Source organism: Kitasatospora sp. MBT66 (assembly GCF_000710405.2).
GTDB classification, from domain to species: domain Bacteria; phylum Actinomycetota; class Actinomycetes; order Streptomycetales; family Streptomycetaceae; genus Kitasatospora; species Kitasatospora purpeofusca.
Map to the genome: position 1 here is coordinate 400 of NZ_JAIY01000004.1, position 302 is coordinate 701.

Annotated in this window: 1 protein-coding gene; it reads right to left on the bottom strand. The window is 73.8% G+C overall.

What is annotated here, in order from left to right:
- Positions 1 to 302 (bottom strand): MFS transporter (locus tag BI06_RS53260; protein WP_233290055.1); only part of this gene is annotated, 302 nt, incomplete at both ends.

Sequence of the window (302 nt, forward strand, 5' to 3'; positions counted from 1 at the left end):
GCCAGCCCCAGGACCTGAACGCCGCCTCGTCCAACCACAGTTGCAGCACCAGGAAGATCCCGTTCGCCAGCACGAACCCGGTCGTCGGCCCCAACTGCAGATACGCCCCGTACCGCCCCCGCCGCCCGGCCGGCGCGTTCTCCGCCACCAGCAGCGCCGCACCGCCCCACTCCCCGCCCAGCCCCAACCCCTGACACACCCGCAGCACCACCAGCGCCACCGGCGCCCACCACCCCCACTCGGCGAACCCCGGCAGCACCCCCACCACCGCCGTGGACAGCCCCATCAGCAGCAGCGACACC